The sequence below is a fragment of the Staphylothermus marinus F1 genome (assembly GCF_000015945.1).
Classification (GTDB): Archaea; Thermoproteota; Thermoprotei_A; order Sulfolobales; family Desulfurococcaceae; genus Staphylothermus; species Staphylothermus marinus.
The window spans coordinates 240,432-259,739 of the sequence record NC_009033.1 but is presented as its reverse complement, the minus strand read 5'-3'; the positions used below and the strand labels follow the sequence as shown (position 1 = coordinate 259,739).

At 35.2% G+C, this 19,308-nt stretch carries 20 protein-coding genes; 8 read left to right on the top strand and 12 right to left on the bottom strand.

The annotated features are described in order from the left end of the window. Window positions 1-9 precede the first annotated feature (9 nt). The 4 genes from SMAR_RS01235 (at window position 10) to SMAR_RS01220 (ending at window position 3,297) form a co-directional block, all read left to right on the top strand. Entirely contained in the window at window positions 10-1,527 is a 1,518-nt protein-coding gene (locus SMAR_RS01235) for a glycogen/starch/alpha-glucan phosphorylase (RefSeq protein WP_011838550.1), read from the top strand. A 79-nt stretch (window positions 1,528-1,606) separates the two neighbouring features. Next, a complete protein-coding gene (locus SMAR_RS01230; protein WP_011838549.1) occupies window positions 1,607-1,885 on the top strand; it encodes a hypothetical protein in 279 nt (92 codons plus the stop codon). 121 nt (window positions 1,886-2,006) lie between these two features. Then, window positions 2,007-2,414, top strand: coding sequence for a cupin domain-containing protein (locus tag SMAR_RS01225; RefSeq protein WP_011838548.1), 408 nt, complete (start codon window positions 2,007-2,009; stop codon window positions 2,412-2,414). Between the two features lie 16 nt (window positions 2,415-2,430). Next, entirely contained in the window at window positions 2,431-3,297 is an 867-nt protein-coding gene (locus SMAR_RS01220) for an NAD(P)-dependent oxidoreductase (protein WP_011838547.1), read from the top strand. A 27-nt stretch (window positions 3,298-3,324) separates the two neighbouring features. Here the strand turns inward: SMAR_RS01220 and SMAR_RS01215 are convergent, their stop codons facing one another. The 8 genes from SMAR_RS01215 to arcC form a co-directional block, all read right to left on the bottom strand. Further along, the gene (locus tag SMAR_RS01215) at window positions 3,325-3,750 is read right to left on the bottom strand and encodes a universal stress protein (protein ID WP_011838546.1); all 426 of its coding nucleotides are present in this window, start codon (window positions 3,748-3,750) and stop codon (window positions 3,325-3,327) included. A 52-nt stretch (window positions 3,751-3,802) separates the two neighbouring features. After that, a complete protein-coding gene (locus SMAR_RS01210) occupies window positions 3,803-4,849 on the bottom strand; it encodes a type II glyceraldehyde-3-phosphate dehydrogenase (protein ID WP_011838545.1) in 1,047 nt (348 codons plus the stop codon). A gap of 70 nt (window positions 4,850-4,919) precedes the next feature. Continuing rightward, window positions 4,920-6,155, bottom strand: a complete 1,236-nt coding sequence (locus tag SMAR_RS01205; protein ID WP_011838544.1) for a phosphoglycerate kinase — start codon at window positions 6,153-6,155, stop codon at window positions 4,920-4,922. A gap of 118 nt (window positions 6,156-6,273) precedes the next feature. Further along, window positions 6,274-6,828, bottom strand: a complete 555-nt coding sequence (locus SMAR_RS01200; protein ID WP_011838543.1) for a hypothetical protein — start codon at window positions 6,826-6,828, stop codon at window positions 6,274-6,276. A 152-nt stretch (window positions 6,829-6,980) separates the two neighbouring features. Continuing rightward, window positions 6,981-8,201, bottom strand: coding sequence for a 4Fe-4S dicluster-binding protein (locus tag SMAR_RS01195; RefSeq protein WP_011838542.1), 1,221 nt, complete (start codon window positions 8,199-8,201; stop codon window positions 6,981-6,983). Between the two features lie 351 nt (window positions 8,202-8,552). Further along, window positions 8,553-8,741 carry a chromatin protein Cren7 gene (locus tag SMAR_RS01190; protein ID WP_011838541.1) on the bottom strand — a complete coding sequence of 63 codons (189 nt, stop codon included), beginning with the start codon at window positions 8,739-8,741 and terminating at the stop codon, window positions 8,553-8,555. Between the two features lie 265 nt (window positions 8,742-9,006). After that, window positions 9,007-10,398 carry an amidohydrolase family protein gene (locus SMAR_RS01185; RefSeq protein WP_011838540.1) on the bottom strand — a complete coding sequence of 464 codons (1,392 nt, stop codon included), beginning with the start codon at window positions 10,396-10,398 and terminating at the stop codon, window positions 9,007-9,009. Between the two features lie 195 nt (window positions 10,399-10,593). Beyond that, window positions 10,594-11,565, bottom strand: coding sequence for a carbamate kinase (gene arcC / locus SMAR_RS01180; protein ID WP_011838539.1), 972 nt, complete (start codon window positions 11,563-11,565; stop codon window positions 10,594-10,596). 212 nt (window positions 11,566-11,777) lie between these two features. On the opposite strand from arcC, the gene SMAR_RS01175 reads away from it, so the two are divergent. Further along, window positions 11,778-12,932: a hypothetical protein gene (locus SMAR_RS01175; RefSeq protein WP_011838538.1), complete on the top strand. Its 1,155-nt coding sequence runs from the start codon at window positions 11,778-11,780 to the stop codon at window positions 12,930-12,932. A gap of 10 nt (window positions 12,933-12,942) precedes the next feature. Here the strand turns inward: SMAR_RS01175 and SMAR_RS01170 are convergent, their stop codons facing one another. Both SMAR_RS01170 and SMAR_RS01165 read right to left on the bottom strand, forming a co-directional pair. Next, entirely contained in the window at window positions 12,943-13,722 is a 780-nt protein-coding gene (locus SMAR_RS01170) for a radical SAM protein (protein WP_011838537.1), read from the bottom strand. A 221-nt stretch (window positions 13,723-13,943) separates the two neighbouring features. Beyond that, window positions 13,944-14,306 (bottom strand): GNAT family N-acetyltransferase, encoded by a 363-nt coding sequence (locus tag SMAR_RS01165; RefSeq protein WP_011838536.1) that lies wholly within the window; start codon window positions 14,304-14,306, stop codon window positions 13,944-13,946. A 188-nt stretch (window positions 14,307-14,494) separates the two neighbouring features. On the opposite strand from SMAR_RS01165, the gene SMAR_RS01160 reads away from it, so the two are divergent. Beyond that, on the top strand, window positions 14,495-15,436 hold the full coding sequence (locus SMAR_RS01160; protein WP_011838535.1) for an MBL fold metallo-hydrolase: 942 nt from the start codon (window positions 14,495-14,497) through the stop codon (window positions 15,434-15,436). Between the two features lie 46 nt (window positions 15,437-15,482). Next, the gene (locus SMAR_RS01155; protein ID WP_011838534.1) at window positions 15,483-16,460 is read left to right on the top strand and encodes an HhH-GDP family DNA glycosylase; all 978 of its coding nucleotides are present in this window, start codon (window positions 15,483-15,485) and stop codon (window positions 16,458-16,460) included. A 218-nt stretch (window positions 16,461-16,678) separates the two neighbouring features. On the opposite strand, the gene SMAR_RS01150 is transcribed toward SMAR_RS01155, so the two are convergent. Next, window positions 16,679-16,948, bottom strand: coding sequence for a hypothetical protein (locus SMAR_RS01150; RefSeq protein ID WP_011838533.1), 270 nt, complete (start codon window positions 16,946-16,948; stop codon window positions 16,679-16,681). A 477-nt stretch (window positions 16,949-17,425) separates the two neighbouring features. On the opposite strand from SMAR_RS01150, the gene SMAR_RS01145 reads away from it, so the two are divergent. Next, window positions 17,426-17,947: a hypothetical protein gene (locus SMAR_RS01145; protein ID WP_244372447.1), complete on the top strand. Its 522-nt coding sequence runs from the start codon at window positions 17,426-17,428 to the stop codon at window positions 17,945-17,947. 185 nt (window positions 17,948-18,132) lie between these two features. Here SMAR_RS01145 and SMAR_RS01140 read toward each other — a convergent pair whose 3' ends face one another. Next, window positions 18,133-19,206 (bottom strand): ornithine carbamoyltransferase, encoded by a 1,074-nt coding sequence (locus SMAR_RS01140; RefSeq protein WP_011838531.1) that lies wholly within the window; start codon window positions 19,204-19,206, stop codon window positions 18,133-18,135. Between the last annotated feature and the right edge of the window lie 102 nt (window positions 19,207-19,308).

The following is a 19,308-nucleotide window of genomic DNA, read 5'->3' as shown; positions in this document are numbered from 1 at the left end:
GTATGGTTCATGGTTATTGTTAGTATAACACCCGAAATAGGATTGGATGAGCTCAAAACATACGCTGGTGGACTAGGCGTTCTTGAAGGAGATAAACTGTATGGAGCAGGAGATATGGGTTTAGATTTCCTTGTTCTAACAATATTTTATCGCGATGGATATGTTAAATATCGTTTCAACGGCGAAGAACCAATTCCTGAGCCTGAAGAACAACCTGAAGAGGCATATAAGGTTTTAAAGCCTGATAAACAGTTTAAGGTAGTTCTTCGAGGAGAAGAAATAATTGTTCAACCATGGATATATAGTTATAAGACTGCTCGTGCAGTATTATTTGAAGCTATATGTCCTATGTGGGCTCGGAGACTAACTGATAGAGTGTATATCGAGGATAGTCTAGAACACCAATTTCTCAGATACGCTTTACTAGCCAAGGCTTCTGCATATTATTTAAAGAATAGAGTTGGACTTGAAAATATAAGTATAATAGATCTCGAGGAAGCACATACGGCTCTAACACTATTATCTCTGAACAATTATAATAAGTTTAGAATCATAATACATACTCCTGGCCCATGGGGTCATCCGGGTTTTCCAGGTGATTTTATAGCTAGGGAATTCGGTACATTTATGAGCGACTATGTAAGCTTAACCGAGCTAGCATTAGAGAGATTAAAAGACGCTATAGTTGTTTCTAAGAAGCAAGAAGATGTTATTGGTAAAGTTTTTCCACGCCATAAAGACAAGATTAGATCCATAACTAATGGAATATGCCTTAAGAGATGGATGAACCCCAAACTATACAAGGCATATGTGGAAAACAAGGCTGATCCTTCTCTATTGAAAGAAGCTAGAAGAGAAGCTAGAGAAAAACTAGTAATGCTAATGCATAAGTATAAAGGAAACATTCTATTAGATAATAGACCAATTATTGCATGGGTTAGAAGATTAGCAAGATATAAGAGACCATACTTCATAGCTAGATTCATTGAGGAAAATCCTGACATTAACGCGTTCTTCTTATTGGGTGGGAAACCTCATCCAAGAGATAATGATGGATTAAATTATGCGAGATGGTTTAGAAGACTCCATTTAAGACTCAGTAATGTAGTATATATTCATGAATACGATATTAGTACTGCAAAGACCATATTGCAGGGAAGTGACCTATTATTATTTACTCCGTTTAGTGGTTGGGAAGCTTGTGGAACAAGCTATATGAAGGCATTAGCAAACGGTATACCAATACTGTCCAGCCGTGATGGTGGAGTTATAGAGATAGTAGAAGACAATGTTAACAGCTGGCTTTTCGGCGAGGATATTAGAGACTTCATAAACATATACAGTGATCCAAGAGCAGCTAATATTGATGAAAAAGACTATGAAGAATTTAAGAAAAAGCTTCTATGGATAATTGATATATATAATAATGACCCGGAGAAATACTGGGAAATAGCGTTTAATGCTTACAAAACAGTACCAGAGAAAGTCAACATTATTAACGTATTAAAGAAGTACTACATCAGATAAAAAATCTTATATACACCAGTAATACTTTCTTCTCCAAGTAATAAATATATATATTGTTAATTTTTCTGCAGGGGCAATTATGTCTATAACAACTAAAAGAATAAGTGATAAAGTTTTCAATACTATAATAGATTTTGGAGACGTAAAGCTAACAGCTCGTGATATGTTGGAGATAATTAATGATGAGAAGAAAAAATTGTATAGACAATATGGTGCTGAAACTTTTAATGATCTATTAGAGCTTATAAGAACAAACAGGATTGACATATTCGACTTATTTAATATTATGAGAAGATTAGAAGTGCTGAATGAAATGGAGAGAACAATATATGAAGAAATATTAGCTACCGAAGAATAATTTTTAAATGCTTTCAATAGGATACATGTCAATATACAATGGCGATCTCGATATTAATAGTTATTATTTGCTTAACCAATAGATATTTTCATGTACAATTCTAAAGTCGGAGGTAAAAATCTTGGCTAGGGAAGAAATTGTTCTAGGACCCTGTGGTGAAAAAGTTGGGCATTATAGTATAGTGAAGAATGAACCTGTCCCGGAAAATATGGCTGTTAATACATGGATTCGCTGGCTTATACGGAAAGAAGATGGAGCTCCAACTTTTGCCATGAGGCTCTTCGAAGTTGAGCCAGGAGGTCATATTAAAGCTCATCATCATCCATGGGAGCATGAAATATTTGTTTTAGAAGGAATCGGTGATGTAAGAATTGATAACAGAATATATAGGGTAACCAGCGGCTTCTTCATATATATTCCGCCAAATGTTGAGCATGAATACTGGAATCGCGGCAGTACTACTTTAAAGTTTATCTGTATTATTCCACATAAACCAAGCACAGAAGATAAAAATGTAAAGAAATGCTAGGATAAAGGTGTTTTTTATGAAGGCTGGAATTATTGGTACAGGCTTGATGGGTTCTGCTTTAGCAAAGTGTTTATCTTCTAAGGGAATTGATCTATTAGTTTATAATCGTACAAGGTCTAAAGCTGAAAAACTTTGCCAAGAGGTTAAATGTGAAGTAGTAGATTCACCTAAGGACATGGATGTTGCAGACTATATTGTAATCTTTGTATTTGATGATGAAGCACTAGATAATGTAGTGTTTGGAAATAATGGTTTAGCATATATGAATAATAAGGAAGCCTTTATTTTGAATTCTTCAACGGTTACTCCGCAAATAAGTGCTATTATTAACAAGAGACTCTCTAGTCTAGGATTTAAGCATTATTATGAAGCACCAGTATATGGTAGCGTCGATGAAGCTTCTTCATGCACTCTAGTATCAATGATTGCGGGTTCTCAAAAGGATCTAGATAGTGTTGTCCAATTCGTCGAAAACTATAGTGTTGAAACCATATATGTTGGAGAAATACCTAAAGCAATGGCGTTAAAACTTTCTCTCAACAATATAGGTTTATCACTTCCACCCATAATTGCTGAGAGCCTAGCTATTCTAGAATCATATGATATTGATCTAGAGAAATTCCTACATGTATCTGAGAAGCTATGGTTTGGCAGATTAGTTAAACGATACATTGAGAGAATGAAGAATACAGGAAAAATTAGATTCACTGTTAAAGGCGCTGCAAAGGATTATAGATTAATTAGCACTACTCTGAGCATAAATGAATATCCTTCAATTCTGTCTTCAGCTCTTAAAAACTTCTATACATCTGCAATACACAGATATGGCGGAGCAGATTATCCTAAAGCAGCTAATTGGATTCTGAAAAAACCATTAGATTAAGAATGAAACATTATATTAAATTATTTTTTACCTAACAATAATTACTGTAACCGGTGAGTTGCTTGCAATACTTAATGCTTTGCTTCCAATAGTTATTTCGCTTGATAATGTTCTTCCACGCGCCCCCATCACTACTAAGTCATAGTTTCCATTTACTATTTCCTCTAAGATTTTTCCCGCTGTACTATTTTCTGCTGGGTCGAACTCTAATTCTTTGAATTCAGCGTCAATACCTTTATTCTCAATTCTTTTCCTAGCTTTTTCTAACGGTTTAAAATCTGCATTATATCCTTTAGGCTTCGCAAATATAACTGTTACATGTGAGCCGTAATGTTTTGCAAGATCAGCTGCGAGATCTAATGCTTTTAGACTATTTTCACTACCATCTATTGGGACAAGTATTCTTCTAAACATAAAGCTTATCTCATATGTTGGTGCTTCTTTGTAAGCCATATAAACCACCCAATTATATTATATTACGTAAAAGGCTTTATCAGGTTTTATATTATCCTAAAAACTTTCCTATTCCTAGAACAGAATCAGTCAACTTAATACTTTTATCTGGATAACCATCAGTTCTTGCCAAACCTCTAATAGCATCTATGTTTTCTGGGACAACAATTGATTCTTGATGGACTGCTTGTAGAAACCACAACTCATTTTCTCTAGTATATATACTATCCTTCCATATGATCAGTTCGGGAATATCGTATCTAGACCTCAGCAGATCTCTTGCTGCCTCAACGATCTTTGCAGTCGAATCAATTCCTGTTTTTTCAGCATCAATAACCAATATTCTATTATAATTGGATAATTCATCAATTATTTCATCTACCCTAACCTTTGTCTTTAATACCATGTATACTGAATGAACATGCATTAGAGTCGTCGGAACAATAACTGCGGCTGTCTCTATGTCAATGTTTGGCATTACTGTTTTTACATCCAATGCATGATGACTCGGTATTTTTGGTGGGTTAAGTTTTACCGAGTTAACCGGCCCTCTCTTATCTTCCTTGGGATCAGCTGCTCTCCGTATAATTGTTGCTCTTACTTTTTCAACTCCGAAAGCATTGTTAAGTACACATATAACTCTGAGCAAGCCTGTAGTGTTACAGCTTACTATTCTTATACTGTTTGCTTTTAGAGCTTCTTCGGCGTTGCAATACGCGTTAAAACTTATATCTGCTACTTCGGATTTTTCCCCGCCTTGATAAATTGCTTTTAGTTTTCCTTTATTAATTAGTTTTTCATAGTATTTCTCTTTATAATAAAAACCATATCCTCCCGGTGTTGCATCAACAATTATTTCTATTTGCTCCAATAGATCCTCTATTGTTCCCTCAACTTTGAAACCTTTATCCTTAAATTTATCTATACGATCCTTTATTGTATAGACAGGTATACCTTTTTGCTCCGCTACCAAGTATCCATAGTCTGGTGTCACCTTAACAATACCTACTAGTTCCATATCAGGCATCTTAGCTACTGCATCAGCTATTCTTTTCCCAATAGTTCCATAACCATTTACGCCAACTCGTATTTTAGACAAAATTATCACCTCTAAACAATTTGTTTTCATGAAAACAATTCGAGAGAAGACAATATTGCAATTGATAATGTTAGCTTAAAAACATTTTAGCCGATAATTCTAATGCTTTAAGTGCTGGCAGAGTCTCTCCCGATAAGAATAATAACAACGCATTTCCTCCTGTTGATACATGTATGTGTTCATTTAACTTGGATTCATCGATCATTGATGATAGATGTCCACCACCTATTAATACGAAGGCCTTACTATTATATGCTGCTTCTAGTAACTTAACTGTTCCATCTCTGAATCTCTCATCTTCAATAACTCCCGCCGGACCCCTCATTACAACTATTTTAGCGTCTTTGATGAACTCGCTATATATCCTAATTGTTTGCTCTCCTATATCCATTATTTTACCATTTATTTCTCCTATGCCGACGTTTCTAGTCTCTCCATCTATTAATACTTTGAAATCTATTGGGGTCTCAATGGGTGCGCCCATTAATAATATGTATCTGGCTCTAGGGATTAATGGGAGTATTCCTTTTTCTTCTAAGTATCTCATGTTTTCTTTGCCAAGCCCTATTCCTTTGGCTACTAGGAATAATTGAGCTAGTAATCCTGTCGTTAATATTCTATCAGCCATTTTATTTCTTACAAGGTTCTCAATTACTCTGAGCAGGTCTCGGACCTTTGTTCCTCCAAGAACAAATATTCTAGGTGATTCAAAGCTTTCAACAACTCGTCTCAAAGCCATTATTTCTTTTTCGAATAATGGTCCTGCTGCGCTTGGTAATACTAGTGGGAAACCCACTATGCTTGGTTGGCTTCTATGTGCTGTTGCAAATGCGTCATTAACATATGCATCAAATAATGGAGCTAGTCTTCTAACAAATATAGTATAGCTTTGTTTTTCCGGTGTAGCCTCAATTATCTCCTCTGATACAAGCCTTAAATTATCCAGTAATAGTATTTCTCCTGGTTTAAGCTCCTGTATAGCTTTTCTAGCAGTAGGCCCTATAACATCATCTACAAATTTTACATTATACCCTGTATACTTAGATAATAATTCTGCATGTTTTTCTAATGTTATAAAATCTGGTTCTCCCGGTCTTCCTTGATGAGAGCCCAAAACTAGTGCTGGCCTATATTTTTCAACTACTTCTTTAATTGTTTGTGAGTGCACTCTTATTCTTCGATCATCAAGAATTTCTCCTTTATCAGGATCAATTGGTACATTAATATCTATTCTCATAAATACTCTCTTTTCACGTATATTTATTTCTCTAAGTGTAGGTATTCTTGGAATCTTCATGTTGGTCATAGTTATCACCCATAAAACATATATATTTACAATAGACTATATATAGATGTTTAGAAATGTTTGTTTGAATCAATAACAAAAATATTTTATGCAATAAATAATTTTTTATAATAGATATTTAAAAAATCTTCATAGGTTTCTCCATTATTGCTCTATTAAGGATCTCAACATAGTTTATTCTCTCACCAAAACGTATTCTCAACGAGATTTCTCCTAAATAATTATTGATAACACCTTCTGACATAAGTGGGTTAACGATAATAATGCTCCACCCTTTGTCTGCTGCTATTTGTAACGAATGTTTAAGTCTTGGCGTATACGTGTTCTCGATTTGTGAGACAAGATCTCTTCTATACGGTAGAATAACTATTATGGATCCCTTCTTCGTTTTCGGTGTTAACAGTAAATGATAAGCTAATGTTTCAATGTTCTTAGCCCAATAAATTTTTATATCGCCTATATCCTCAATGAAGGGTTCAAGGTCTAAGTAGAATTTATCGATATCTATATATTTGGAACTATTAACAAAAAGTATATGTACTTGTCCCTGCCTAGCTAGTCTAAATATTATATCTGCTAATTCTAATATATGATTGCTCCAATCTGCTTCCAACTCCACTATCTTGTATGGAGAGATTATATTGTCTAATTCCTTAATTCCCAGTTTAACCATGGTTTTATTGCACCGCTAATATGAAACAGAATATATAATTGGCTGGGGGTAGACCGAAACTAATGTATAGAACTCAATTCAGGATTCGGATGATTAAAAGCGATAGAATATAAGGAATAGTGAGAAAGAAGATAAAAAAATAAATGTCTGTTTTAGTCTAGTTCTTCTTCGAAATGAATAGCTCTTGTTGGACAAACACTTGTACATAAACCACATCCATAGCATAGATCATAGTTTACTTGTGCAATCCGTTTCCCTTCTTCATTGGGTACTACTTTTACGGCGTTATAGTCACAAACTTGTTCACAGAATCCACATCCTATACATTTCTTTGGATCGACAACGGGAGGTTTTGCCCATACACGGCGCGGCTCAGGCTTTAAGTATTTTAGAGCTTTACCTTTAACATCTAATATGCTATCATATCCATGTCTCTTAAGCCATGATTCTATTTCTTTCTCTATCCTCCTAAATACGCCTAGTCCCTCAATGAGTGCGGCTGTACATATTTGGACAGCTGATGCTCCAGCCATAAAGTATTCTATAACATCAGTACCCTTGGAAATACCGCCAACACCAATAACTGGTAGATGGGTGTTTTTAGCTGCTTCCGCTACAACTGCTAAAGCTAATGGTTTTAATGCTGGCCCGCTCATCCATCCATAACCATTCGGTCCACCAACAATGGGTAGCCCTGTCTCTATGTCTATGTGTAGAGCTGGGCCAATAGTGTTTGTTGCAACTATTCCGTCAACACCTACTTTTTCAAGTTCTTTAACAAGTTCTGGAATATTTGGTGTGAAGGGACTCAGCTTGGCGAATATCGGTATATCAACAACTTCTCGTAACGCTTTAGCTGCTTCAACCACTGGTCTATAATCTTTCCCTATATAATGTGTTGAGAACTCTATAGCATTAGCACCTGCCTTCTGACATTTTGGACCCAGCAATTGAAGTTCTTCGGGCTTATAACCGATACTTATAATGAATGGAACACCTTTTTCTTCAGCATATTTTTTAACAATAGGATATTCTCTTTCAAAATAATGTTCTGCCGGTATATCACTCCATAATTCAGCGTTTAATAAAGCATATATAAACCTATAGTTTCCACTATCAGCATTCACGATCCGTACATTTCCTGGCCCAAAAGTTTTTAGAATCTGCGACCTGACAATGCCACGGTCAACAGCACCCATACTAGGTCTTGGAACAATTGCTGGTCTAACACTAATCGTCTTGGCTACAACAGCACCAACACCATTATCTATCAATGCCTTCATCATTTCAGCATCTCTAGATACTGGACAAGCAGCATTCATCAATGGATTCTTCATTTTAAGACCAGCAATCTCTACTTCTAAACTAACCACTACCATTCTCACCTAGAATTATCTCTAGGAAAATATTTACACCTATAAATAAAATATGTTATGGAAACAACAATTAAGGCAACTAAATCAAAATACTCACTATAGCAAACTAAAAATTCCGGATCTTTTTAAACAATTAAATAAGTAGAATACAAAGAATTAATTATAGGGATGATGAAGGCCAGGACAAAAGATGGGTGAAGAATACCCCTGTTACTGACTATTATAAAACTATGTTATTCTAAATAATCACAATACTACTATTAAATGCATAACAAATGAATTATGTCGATAAATAGAAAGAGTTGTTGTAAAGGGTTATAAAAATAATATTCTTGTTTAAATTTTTTCTTAACCACATATCGGGTAGTCGTCGGGAACTTTTGCTCTGAAGTATTTACCTGTTTCTGGGTCCTGGAATAATCCTACTTTAACTCCCTTCCTTCCCTTAGGGCTTAACTGCCATACCTTTTTAGGAACAAGCTCTACTTCTTTACCACTAAGTGTTTTGACTTTGACTGCATCCTTGCAGGCCGCCATCATTATCACCCAATATTTTTATAGAGTGTTATGGGTTATTTAACTTTTACTTATGACAATATAAAATTTTTATATTGGAACATAACACTCTGTATAGTTTTTTAAACATATAATAATCTTGTAGAGTATTAATCGGTGATATTCAAATTCGTATAATACATAGAAGAATACATGAATCTGCATAGCTTTTCAATTATATTAATCATATAGTATATTTAGCTTAGGAGAAATAATAGAGAATAAGAATATTAAAAAACAATTATTATTATTTAGATAGTTCAAGAACATCTAATTGATATTCTCCCTCACTTAATAGTCTATCCCATAATTTCTCAACAGTTTTATGTACGTATTCAACTGCTTTTGCTTCATCTATTGTTAATAGTTTCCTATCTCTCATAATTATTTTACCATTAATAATTACTGTTCTAACATCTCTGCCATTAAACGTATTTACTAAGTGCCCATATACTGTTTGTTCATTAATGGGTGTTGGTGTGAATTCTGGCTTGATTACAATAATGTCTGCTTTCTTGCCTTTCTCAATGCTTCCAAGCTCTTTATCTACACCAAACATTTTTGCAACGTTAATAGTTGCCATCTCTACTACTTCTTGAGGAGTCATTAATCTCGGATCTAGGTTCCATACTTTATGTATTAGGTATGTTGCCCGCATATTTTCAAATACGTCAAAAATGTATCCATCATTTCCTATTCCAACATTTATTCCTAGCTTCATCATTTTAGGTACTGGGGGAACGCCTACAGCGTTTAGCATGTTGCTCATAGCATTATGTGCTACGTGTGCACCTGTTTTCTTAATTATGGCTAATTCGTCATCATTAGCTTGGACTACGTGTACTAGTATAACGTCGGGACCTAGGAATCCTAGTTTTTCCATTCTCTCAACAGGCCTTATCCCGTATCTTTCAAGGTTGTGGTATACATCCACCAATCCTTCCTCAACATGGATAGAGAGTAGTGCGTTATACTTATTTGCTATTTCTCGAGCCATTCTGAATAGTTCATCTGTTACAGTAAAGCTTGCGTGTAGATATATTGCTCCCTTAACGAGTTTGTTTGGATCATTATTGTTCTTCTTAATGAATCTCTCATTCTCTCTAACACCCCTTATACCTTCCTCGATGCTTCTACGCTGTGTTGCTTCAAATGATAGTATTCCTCTTAATCCTACCTCATTCACAGCTTTCTCCATATGGTCAAGTATTCCATCTATAGCGTTTGGAGCACTAATGTTGTCGAAGAACATCGTTGTACCGCTCTTCACGAAATCAATTGATCCTATTAGAGCTGCTGCATATGCATCTTCATGTGTTAACAATACATCTAATGCCCACCAGATCCTCTGTAGATTCTGCATGAAATCAGTTGGCGGCTCAATTTTCGCGAACCATGGACTGGCTCTTAGCAGTGCTCCATAGAAATGCGTATGGGCACATAGGAACCCCGGCATAACAATTGATCCGCGGGCATCAATAACTTCTTCAGCGGTGTATTTACCGGCTCCATCTCCTCTACCAACGTCAACTATTTTATCATTATCAACTGCTACGTATCCAGGATTATAGATTCTACGCTTATCATCCATTGTAACGACAAGCCCATTCTTTATAAGAATAGATACCTTCTCAGCCAAGAACCATGCACCATATATTGTTCTCTTAGTAATAATATATCGTGGTATTCAAATAAATAAGCTTAGCAAAGAGATGAACCATTCGAAGTTCTCACAGCATCGATTAGCTTTAACGAGCAATAATTAGGTATCAAAATTTAAAATAAGAAGAAAGAAAAGAAGTAAGAGAAAGTAAGAAGAAAAAATGACTGGCTATTAGTCGGGAATTATTCTTGTACCTGCTTTTCCTTTTAATGCTTCATATGCTTGTGTTAAGTGTCCAATGATTGCTTGTTTACCGCCGTTTTCAATAAATCTTATCGCTGCAAGAACTTTTGGTCCCATACTGCCTGGTTTAAAGTGTCCTTCTTCATAGAACTTCTTTGCTTCACTGACAGTCATAACATCAATTGGTTTCTGATCAGGTTTGCCATAGTTTAAGTATACTTTGTCTACGTCTGTAAGAATCATGAATGTCCCGGCACCTATAGCTGTTGCTAATCTTTCGCCTGCTAGGTCCTTGTCTATAACGGCTTCAACGCCGTGAACTAATCCTTTATCATTTATATATACAGGTATTCCTCCACCACCACTAGCTATAACTATGAATCCTTCGTCGAGAAGTTTTTTAACAGCTTCTATTTCAACATGACCCTTAGGATCTGGTGATGGAACAACTCGTCTCCAGCCACCGCGGGGATCTGGTTTAACGGTCCAACCGAACTCTTTTGCTAATTGTTTAGCTTCCTCTTCATTATACCATGGACCAATATATTTTGTTGGGTTCTGGAAAGCTGGGTCGTTTTTATCTACTATTGTTTGTGTAACAATGGTTACTACTCCTTTAACTACTTTACCAAGCAATCCTTGTTCTTGGAGCTTATTATATAGGCTCTGCTGTATTAAGTAGCCGAGCCATCCCTGACTCATAGCTCCAGCAATATCTAGTGTCATAACCTCTAGTCCTTTAAGTTTCTTCCCGGCCAACATCCATTCAGCAATAATGCCGACCTGAGGACCATTACCATGTGTGATAGCTACTTTATATCCCTCATTAATTATTTTTACCAGGAACTCTGCGCTACGATAAGCGTTTTTCCAATAGTTTTCAGGAGTGCCTTTCTCTCCCTTGGTCTGGAATGCGTTGCCACCGAATGCTACTACTATGTATTTCTCATGTCTATCCATATAGTCTACACCACCCCTATAATTCTGTATGTTAATGTTATTATTCAACTGATATATATGGTATTTTAGAATTTTCCTTAGTTTAATTGAATGTATTAAATATATATTGATGCAAAAATACATTGTTCATGGAACATACTAAAAATGTTGGGTATTCTTAAAAAATACTTTATTAACACGTAGGAAACACATATTATTAAGAGGGGTTATTAGTGAACACGATCATAGCTATTACCATAATTATAACAGTAACGATTTTAATATCGATTACATACGCATTATTTGTATCAGGCATAATAACTAGTGGTATAAGTAAGGGATTAATTAAGGCTGAGATCCTGGAGTGCAAGTATGCTGTTAAAACACTTTTCCTAACCCTTGCAAATAAGGGGTCGGAAGGATTTACTGTTACTGATATATTCATCGATGATAAACCAGCAAATATTGTTTGGGCATGGGATACTACATCTAACACGTATCTCGGAAACACACCATATCTCAAGCCGGGTCATAGAGCAGTGATTGCTTTAAAAATAAAAGATCAAACACTATATCCCGGATTAATGGTCTCCATACGTGTAAGAACATCTTCGGGACAAGAATTCTATACTACGCTCCAAATAGATGCTCATCCCGCATTAAATTATTTCAGTAACGGGTACTTTTATATGTGGGATTTTGATCCATCTAAGATGCTCGCAGTATACCGTGAATACTGGATTGCAAGCAATACTACAATATATAATCTTCCAGAATGGGTGCCTAAACTCGGAGATAGCTGGGGAGGGCGCGTCAATAAATATATTGTTTCTTTTAATATGTGGTATGCAAACCTCCAGATTAGTGGTGGTAAACAAATTATCTTTGAGATAGGCTTATGGAACGATGTTTCTAATGACTGGAAATATATTGATCTAGAGGCTGATCCTGAAGGCTATTTATATCTGTATTTATCTGGCTACGGCAATATTCAATTAAACCATAAGTCAACTGATCCTCACAACTATAGGTTTGAATTAATTGTTCATGACTCTGAAGGTGTGGTTGAGACTAAATTATTTATTGACGGAAAATTAGTCGTTGATAAAAATTCCTCATCGATCTATGATTATTATATAGAGAATATATGTTTTGGCGTGTGGAATGATGCTTCAATGTCTATTCTTTACCTAGACAATTATTATGAACATATTGATTTCTATTATGATTATGCACATAATTATACTTTAATAGAAGATTTTTCCACTTCTTCAAAAGTGTTTACATCCTATGTAGTAGGACCTGATGCTTCCCCTGTAAGATACGAAATTACTTCATATCCAGTAATTCTTGATGGTGGGAAAATGGGTTTCAGTGTTGAGAAATAATTTTAGATTATTAAATCATGAATTCGGGTATTCCATTAGGCTTATAGGCTATTCTGGGTTTTAACTTGTTTTTTCTCAGTAGTTCAACTACGTGTGGATACAGTATTACGTATTCAGGATCTATTTCTTGTGCTAAAACTGGATGTATATCTCTAAGTCGATCTAGGAATTTCTTAATGTTTTCTTCTGGGGAGAAACTAAGCATGACTGCTGGATATACTTGTTCTCCTGGTTTGAGGCCTGCATCTATTAGGTTTTCTAATGCTTTAAACTGGTATCCATAATATTTCTTATCTGCACCAGTTAATTGTTCGAATTCTTCGGGGGTTGTTCCTTTAAATGATACTCTTACAGCTATTTTTCTATATGTAGCAAGTTCTTCAGCGTATTTGCGATGATACCCTATTAATAAACCGTTTGTTTCCAGTATAAATACAAATTTTGTCTGATCAAGTAATTCAAGCAACTGTATAACATGCTTCATAGTAATAGTTGGTTCTCCCCCGCTAAGCCGAATATACTTATATTTTCTCTTCTCAGCTATTCGCGTTAGTTTCTCATAGACTTGTTGAGGGGTTTGAAAGAATCCTTTATTAGTATAGAAACTATATCTCCAAGACCAGCAAAACTTACATCTCAAATTACAACCAACAACATCACCAGTAGCTATACCACCATACCATCTGCCCCCTCTGAAACGATAATATCTCCTCTCCTCTACACCATCCCTAATCCTTGCAACTCCTCTATATACTATAGTGGATAACTTAAATGGATCAAATCCGGACATTAAGAGTTTCCCTCATAAATACTCTATCTTTCTAAAACCATATATGCTACCTCGCAATAATCAATTCAAGTATCTTATGTATATACTTATTCAACCCTGCTTCGAAGATCACATGAATCTACCCTAACAGTTAGCGAAAGAGTTATTATTAAAGAAAAACAATGTTGTATTTTATGGAAGGAATTGTTTGGATATAGTATAATGTTTATATTAATAGTGAATTAATCTTTATCCTTTTTCTTTTCCTCTTCAAGCCTTTTCTTAAATAGTTCTTTCAGTTCTTCATCACTCATTTTTCTGTATTCTGGAACGAGTAGCTCTCTATATTCTGGGTATTTTATAAAGTAATATACTGAATAACTACATATGGGTTCTATTAACCAATTATTCTTCTTCGCCAGTTCTATAGCGTATTGCATTAGTTTCTTTGCAATTCCCTTTCCTCGGTGTTGTGGTGGAGTATATGTTTCAATTAATTTCATAACACCATTTTCAACTCTATACCTAATGAAGGCTTTAGAATTATCTGATAGTCTAGCATATATTACTCTCGAAGTATGCTTGATCTCTAGTATATCACTCATTTTTCTCACCACTTGTTTTTCAGAGCTCTTATGTTTAGTCAACCCTTAAAGAGCGTTATTAGTATTATTGATTTTTAGTTAGATAAAGGCTCTGATCAGATGAAGCATGTAATGTTATCTGGAACGTATATTGTGTCAATACTCTAAAAATTCCTCTGTAACATATATAATATATTGGTGAGTATGCTTTGCCTATTAAAATATATCCATTAGCATTTGATTCTATGGGTGTTAGAAGTCAGGCAGTACTCGTTGTTGTAAATGGTTATAAAATATTAATCGATCCAGGGGTTGCACTTGCTCCTAAAAGATATGGGTTACCACCAACAGATCTTGAATTGAAAGCGCTGGATATTGTTAGGAGAAAAATTATTGAAGTAGGGAGAAAATCTGACATAGTAATCGTTACGCATTATCATTACGATCACCATCCTTATCCCAATGATAAGGAAATGTATGAAGAAATCTTTAGTGGGAAAAAAGTTTTTATTAAAGCATATGAAAACGAAGTTACTAGTTCAGCTAAGAATAGAGGTAGGAAATTCTATGAAAACATAAAGGATATTGCTGCTGAAATAATAGTGGCTGATGACAAAAAGTTCAAGATCGGTAAAAACATTATATTAGAATTCTCTCCTCCCGTATGGCACGGCCCCGTTGGAAGCAAAGTTGGAAGAGTAATAATGGTAAATATCAGAAAGGGGAGAAGCTCATTTATCCATGGCTCAGATGCTCAAAACCTAGCGGATCCAGATGCATTAAAATGGGTTCTCGAGAAGAAACCAACATTTATAATAATAGATGGTTACCCCACAATCCTCATGGGATGGAGAGTTTCAATGAAGGACTTCGTTGAAAGCATGGAAAACGTGAAAAAAGTCATAACAGATACACCGGCAAAAACAATAATTCTTGATCACCATATTGTTCGAGACAAAAAGTTCGAGGAAAAAATGAGGGAAATTTATGAACTAGCGGAGAAACATGGTAAAAAAGTATTAACAGCTGCTGAATACATGGGTCTAGAAAATTTACCGCTTGAAGCATTGAGAAAAGATATTAAGCAAGGAAAAGTTGAGTTAGATATAGAGAACTACTATAAGAAACTATATTCTAAAATAAAGATCTAGCTCGGATAAGAAACAACTGTTTTATTTTTTCTTCTCTGGTGGAAAAATGAAAATTATAATTAAAGACATAAACTATCCATTATCTCTCTACTACTCATATCTACTACCTCTATTTAGGGTTGAGAAACATAATAATGGAGTAGTCTTCACAAAAGAAATAGGTATTTGTCGCGGCTTAAGATGCAAGTATATGGTTGGTAATGAAACAACATGTATTATTCCAAATAATTGTTCTCATCATACTATAAGACAAATTCTAGGAATAGAGAACCATAAATATGTGAAGGAATTCTTTAACAAGCTAGGTATCTTTAAAAACAATGTTTTCGCAGGATTAACATTAATGCATAGTCCAAGAGATAAACTATACATTTTCACATCAATATTTCTATCGAGAAACACAGACTACTATGCAAACACAGTTAAATGGATAAAAATTATTCATAGAAACAATTGTTTAACAAACCCATTAAAATGTGCCAAGTTTATTCGTTCATATCAGTATAAACAATTGATCGAAATCTATGATGATATTGTTAAGTTTTTAAGCAAAAACAATTATCAACCACTCGAGGAAGCAGTTGAACTACTCAAAATCAAATATGTAGGGCTAAAAACCATTAACGCATACTTGTTACACACATATGGAATTACAGAATATGCTCCCATAGATAGACACTACCAAGCATTACTTCGATCTCTAGGAGTTAAACCATATGTGCCAAATAAAAAATACTGCCTCTGCCACGAATTCAATTGTAGTAAATGCTTATTCAAAAACACTTGCATATATGGTTTAACACGTAACATCTTCAAACATTTCAACGGCTTCATTCAGTCAATAAGCTATATTCAAGGCAGAATACAAAAACACTTGACTAGAAAAATAAAACATAGAAGTAAGCTTGAAGAAACAATAATAGATCTGATCCGACATGAAGGTTTTAACACAATCATTAAAAGCTATATTGAACTAATAGACTCTATAAAAATATTGTTTAATTTCGAAAGAAGCCAACTATGAAATAATAGTATAAATTTGTCTAACAAGTTATCGGCGTTGCACTTTATCATCATGATTGCAAGTTTATTTGTATTAACGATAAAAATAACTGTAGCGACGACTAATAATATCGTAGATGTGGGCACTATTAGATTATTTATACTGTCTATTCATTTATTATTTCGTATTGTTCCGCGTTATATTGAGTATGTTCGTTTTGGTTCAAGTATATTGCTGGACTAGACAGTTGATCCTGTTTTGTCTGTATCAGTCCGTATTGAAACAGAATACCCTATAACACCATCACACATACCTTCCTGCAGTTGTTTTGGAACGAGGTATGTGTCAACCTTCCATACCGGGTAAATTTCAAATACATCTCCACGTTCCTGATCAAAATCTGGGGCCCAGTAGAGGGAGACATTTATGTTCCTAACACTTCTAATGTTTTCTTCTATACATTTTCCAATATAATGCATAACTATGTTTAATCCTTGTTCCTTCGCCAAGTTAATCTTTGTTGTTCCTACTCTATACAGTAATAAGCAGTGGTTGCCCGTGCTTTATCTTTTGGTTACTTTGGATTTTATGGATGTTTGCACGGGCTTCCCCCTCTTGGGTCGGGTTTTCATTCCTTCATTGAGGGGGCTATCGGGGCTCCACACAGACCACTTTTGAGCCCTTCATCTGCTTTTTATTAACCATAATATTAGTGAGGGGTTTATAAAGCGAACCCCGCCAATCTATCAAAACAATCATGGTTTTCATAATTTTCCAAAACAACCATGGTATAGTATCCAAATAAGCAAATAGTCTTTAATTTTTATACATGAGTATTTCTATATGTTGAATAGAATTGTTTGGAAACTTTGACGGTAGAATTTTTGATTTACTTTTTTATCATCCTAGGGTTCAATTTCGTGAATGAGGTTAATTATTAAGGGTTATGAAATGGATAGATTAGCGTAGTAGGAGGGGCTGGATTGTTGGCGAGGAATTATATGGTTGAGAAATTTGTGGTTGAGCTTGCTGATTCGTTGTCTTATATTAGGAGTATTGATGGTTTTCTGGTTAAGTTGGGGACTATTGTTGTGTCTTTAGAGGATGAGTGTCGTGAAATAAGTAATTGTGACCCAGCTGTTTTGTTGGAGAATATATTGATGCATGAAAAATTATCAAGGTATTTATCAAGGTTTTCCTGCTACATAGATGATATTGTTGATTCTATAAATAGTGATCCAAGACATAAAGTATTACGTAAATACACAGATGTACTACGAAGCGTTTTAGAGAGAATCAAATGTGTTGAGAGCACCGAGATCGAGAAGACTACTCCCCCAGCTCTTTGGGTAAAAGAATATAAGGAGCAAACGAGACAAGTTAAACCAATACACAGGCCTGTTCTGCGCTTTAAATTAAATATAAACACAGAATCAATATTAACAATGATATTACTGGCATCTATAATATTATATATTATATCCTTGATCATATACTTACCCAAATAGTTTGATCACTAACTTTACTCCTAAAGTTAATATTCTAGTTATCCTAGGGTTGCAACCAATTATATCTCTACAAAAGCCTGTGATCCAACAGTTATTCTTATATATATAAACATAATTCTCACAGATCAGAGATAAATAGGAGAGAAGAAAGGATAAGAAAAAGAAAAATATTATTAAGAGAAAAATTACTTCTTACTACCCATTACCATGGCCATTACAGCTTTCTGTACATGCAGACGGTTCTCAGCTTCTTCAAAGTATAGGCTCTTCTCATAGCTGTCTAGTACTTCATCTGTAACTTCTTGTCCACGGTCTGCTGGTCCACAGTGCATGTAGAAAGGTTTGCCGGCTTTTTCGAGTCTCTCCATAGTTACTATCCAGTCTTTAAACTTTGCTTGATACGCTTTAGCACCCTCCTTATCAACTACGTTGTTGAATGGTGGGAAGAATCCTTTCGGGCTCCAAGCCTTTGGATACACGAAGGTTGCTCCTTCGAATGCTTCATCCATATCATGTACTACCTTGAACTCACTACCCCAGTGCTCAGTGTATTGTTTAACCTTTGCTAGTACGTCATCTAATAATTCAAAACCTGGTGGATGAGCAATATAAACGTCTGCTCCCAGCATAGCAGCTATTAATGCTACACTCTGTGGAACTGCTAATGGTTTTAACCCACCACTATATGCATAGCTGACAACGAATTTCTTTCCTCTTAGATCCTTGGGCCATCCAAGTGCTTCTAGAGCTGCTTGTGCATCGGCTAATGCCTGGAATGGGTGATAGATATCGTCCTCCATATTAAGTACTGGTATACTTGCCCACTTAGCAAATTCCTGTATAATCTTGTGTCCACGTCCAATAATCCATTTAGCAGCGTCTCCATAGATACGTATAGCTATTCCACTACCATACCTGCTTAGAACTCGTGATACGTCACGTATTGCTTCTGTCTGATATGGTACCATGTCTTCTGGAAGTGTTGGTCTATATACTTGGTCTGCAGCTATATAGATGCCTTGACCACCTAACTGATAGATTCCTGTTTGGAAACTGTTTCTTGTACGGAGACTCTTGTTGTAGAATAGTAGATACAATGTCTTCCCATCTAACCAGTTAACTTTCCTTACGCCTTTATGATACATTTCCTTCAGCTCTTTCGCTGCTTGTAGTACCTTGAATATTGTGTCTATATTATAGTCGACATTTGTTAGCCAATGTTTTCCTTCCAGATATCCTAGGAACCAAGGTTCACTCATAACACTTTGCCTCCAAGTCCTATTTGTCAATATACACTTATACTGTCGGTCCAAATATATATTGTCTATGCTGATCACATGGGAACAGATATATCTTGATAC

Coding starts and splice junctions, on each gene's coding strand:
- SMAR_RS01205 (WP_011838544.1), bottom strand. CDS start 6,155: ATGACCAACATGAAGATTCCAAGAATACCTACACTTAGAGAAATAAAT.
- SMAR_RS01235 (WP_011838550.1), top strand. CDS start 10: ATGGTTATTGTTAGTATAACACCCGAAATAGGATTGGATGAGCTCAAA.
- SMAR_RS01230 (WP_011838549.1), top strand. CDS start 1,607: ATGTCTATAACAACTAAAAGAATAAGTGATAAAGTTTTCAATACTATA.
- SMAR_RS01200 (WP_011838543.1), bottom strand. CDS start 6,828: ATGGTTAAACTGGGAATTAAGGAATTAGACAATATAATCTCTCCATAC.
- SMAR_RS01155 (WP_011838534.1), top strand. CDS start 15,483: ATGAAAATTATAATTAAAGACATAAACTATCCATTATCTCTCTACTAC.
- SMAR_RS01140 (WP_011838531.1), bottom strand. CDS start 19,206: ATGAGTGAACCTTGGTTCCTAGGATATCTGGAAGGAAAACATTGGCTA.
- SMAR_RS01170 (WP_011838537.1), bottom strand. CDS start 13,722: ATGTCCGGATTTGATCCATTTAAGTTATCCACTATAGTATATAGAGGA.
- SMAR_RS01220 (WP_011838547.1), top strand. CDS start 2,431: ATGAAGGCTGGAATTATTGGTACAGGCTTGATGGGTTCTGCTTTAGCA.
- SMAR_RS01165 (WP_011838536.1), bottom strand. CDS start 14,306: ATGAGTGATATACTAGAGATCAAGCATACTTCGAGAGTAATATATGCT.
- SMAR_RS01190 (WP_011838541.1), bottom strand. CDS start 8,741: ATGGCGGCCTGCAAGGATGCAGTCAAAGTCAAAACACTTAGTGGTAAA.
- SMAR_RS01215 (WP_011838546.1), bottom strand. CDS start 3,750: ATGGCTTACAAAGAAGCACCAACATATGAGATAAGCTTTATGTTTAGA.
- arcC (WP_011838539.1), bottom strand. CDS start 11,565: ATGGATAGACATGAGAAATACATAGTAGTAGCATTCGGTGGCAACGCA.